Origin of the sequence: Cryobacterium sp. 10I1, from assembly GCF_035019805.1 — a bacterium.
Taxonomy (GTDB): domain Bacteria; phylum Actinomycetota; class Actinomycetes; order Actinomycetales; family Microbacteriaceae; genus Cryobacterium; species Cryobacterium glucosi.
Map to the genome: position 1 here is coordinate 1 of NZ_JASJVF010000376.1, position 2211 is coordinate 2211.

The following is a 2211-nucleotide window of genomic DNA, read 5'->3' on the forward strand; positions in this document are numbered from 1 at the left end:
GTTGTAGACGGCGCCGTACTGGTCGCTGACCGCAACGACCCGCACCCCCGCGTCGGCGAGGAACACGGCAGCGTCGTGGCCGACCTTGCCGAAGCCCTGCACGGCTGCGGTCGCTCCGTACGGCGTGATTCCGCTGTGCCGGAGGGCGGCAAGTGCGACGTGGGTCACGCCGCGGCTGGTCGCGCTCGCACGGCCGTGGGAACCGCCGAGGCTGATCGGCTTGCCCGTGACGATCCCGGGAACGGTGTAGCCGACGTTGACGGAGTAGGTGTCCATCATCCAGGCCATGGTGCGCTCGTCGGTGCCGATGTCGGGGGCCGGGATGTCCTTCTCCGGGCCGATGATCGGCAGGATCTCGCTCGTGTACCTGCGCGTGACGCGCTCGAGCTCCGGGAGCGAGAATTCACGCGGGTCGATCGTGACACCGCCCTTGGCACCGCCGTACGGCACGTCGAGCAGGGCGCATTTCCAGGTCATCCACATCGCGAGGGCGCGCACCTCGTCGAGGGTCACGTGCGGGCTGTAGCGCAGGCCGCCCTTGGCCGGGCCGCGGGAGAAGTTGTGCTGCACCCGGTAGCCGGTGAACAGTCGGGTGCTGCCGTCGTCCCGGCGCAACGGAACGGCGACGGTGAGCTCGCGGCGCGGGGTCGCGAGCAACGCGTGCAGGCCTTCCGGGTAGCCGAGCAGGGCGACGGCGTCGCTGAGCTGCGACCGGGCGTCGACGAGGGGCGTGGCGAGGGGCGTGACCTGGCGAACGGCCGGCCGGGCCTCGAGCAGGCTCATGCGTTCGCCAGAGCGTGTGCGACGACCTGGAGGCCCTCGACGAGGAGCTCGTCCGAGATACTCAGCGGCGGCAGGAACCGGATCACGTTCCCGTAGGTTCCGCAGGTGAGGACGATGACGCCCTGCGCGTGGACGGCGGCCGCGACGCGGGAGGTGAGTGCGGCATCCGGTTCACCCGTCGCCGAGTCGACGAGCTCGATCGCGATCATGGCACCACGGCCGCGGACGTCGCCGACGCGCTTGTCGAAGGCGCGGATGGCGTTCAGCCGGCCGGTGAGGATCGTGCCGATCTCGCGGGCGCGCTCGACCAGGTTCTCGCTCTCGTAGGTGTCGAGGGTGGCGAGGGCCGCTGCACAGGCGAGCGGGTTTCCGCCGTAGGTGCCGCCGATGCCGCCGACCTGCGGGGCGTCCATGATCTCGGCGCGGCCGGTGACCGCGGAGAGCGGGAGGCCGCCGGCGATGCCCTTGGCCATCACGATCAGGTCGGGCACGATGCCCTCGTGGTCGCAGGCGAACATGGCGCCGGTGCGGGCGAAGCCGGTCTGCACCTCGTCGGCGATGAAGACGACCCCGTTGGCGCGGCACCAGGCCAGGAGGGTCGGCAGGAAGCCCGCGGCCGGGACGATGAAGCCGCCCTCGCCCTGGATCGGTTCGATGATGAGCGCGGCGAGGTTCTCTGCGCCGATCTGCTTCTCGATCTGGGAGATGGCGCGCTTCGCGGCGACGACGCCGTCGAGACCGCCGTCGCGCAACGGGTAGGACATCGGCGCCCGATAGACCTCGGCGGCGAACGGGCCGAAGCCGTTCTTGTACGGCTGGTTCTTCGCGGTGAGGCTCATGGTCAGGGTGGTGCGGCCGTGGTACGCGTGATCGAAGGCCACGACGGCCTGCCGCCCCGTGTAGTGCCGCGCGATCTTGACGGCGTTCTCGACAGCCTCGGCGCCGGAGTTGAACAGGGCGGTGCGCTTGGCGTGGTCACCGGGGGTGACCCGGTTGAGCGCCTCGGCGACCTCGATGTAGGAGTCGTACGGGGCGACCGTGAAGCAGGTGTGGGTGAACTGGGCGAGCTGGGCGGCGACGGCCTCGACGACGCGGGGCGCGCTGTTGCCGACGCCGGTCACGGCGATGCCGCTGCCGAGGTCGATGAGGGAGTTGCCGTCAACGTCGACGAGCACGCCGCCGCCGGCAGCGACGATGTAGACGGGCAGGGTCACGCCGACGCCCGCGGAGACCGCGGCGGTCTTGCGCGCCTGGAGCGCCTGCGACTGGGGTCCGGGGATGCTCGTCGTGAGGCGACGTTCCTGCGGAAGGGACGGGCCGCCGACGGGAACGGTGGTGGGCGGGGATGCGACGAGGGTCATGACTGCTCCAGTTCGTAAACCGAGGTGCATCGACCGGGCGGCGTCGATGTCAGGTGCCATGCTAGGC

Annotated in this window: 2 protein-coding genes; both read right to left on the bottom strand. The window is 70.8% G+C overall.

Annotation, left to right across the window (positions count from 1 at the left end):
• Positions 1–783, bottom strand: a 783-nt coding sequence (locus QN345_RS18170; RefSeq protein ID WP_323509023.1) for a Glu/Leu/Phe/Val dehydrogenase, incomplete at its 3' end; no start/stop codon positions are given.
• The gene (gene gabT / locus QN345_RS18175; protein WP_174774849.1) at positions 780–2144 is read right to left on the bottom strand and encodes a 4-aminobutyrate--2-oxoglutarate transaminase; all 1365 of its coding nucleotides are present in this window, start codon (positions 2142–2144) and stop codon (positions 780–782) included. The genes gabT and QN345_RS18170, both read right to left, overlap by 4 nt.
• Between the last annotated feature and the right edge of the window lie 67 nt (positions 2145–2211).

Coding starts and splice junctions, on each gene's coding strand:
- gabT (WP_174774849.1), bottom strand. CDS start 2,144: ATGACCCTCGTCGCATCCCCGCCCACCACCGTTCCCGTCGGCGGCCCG.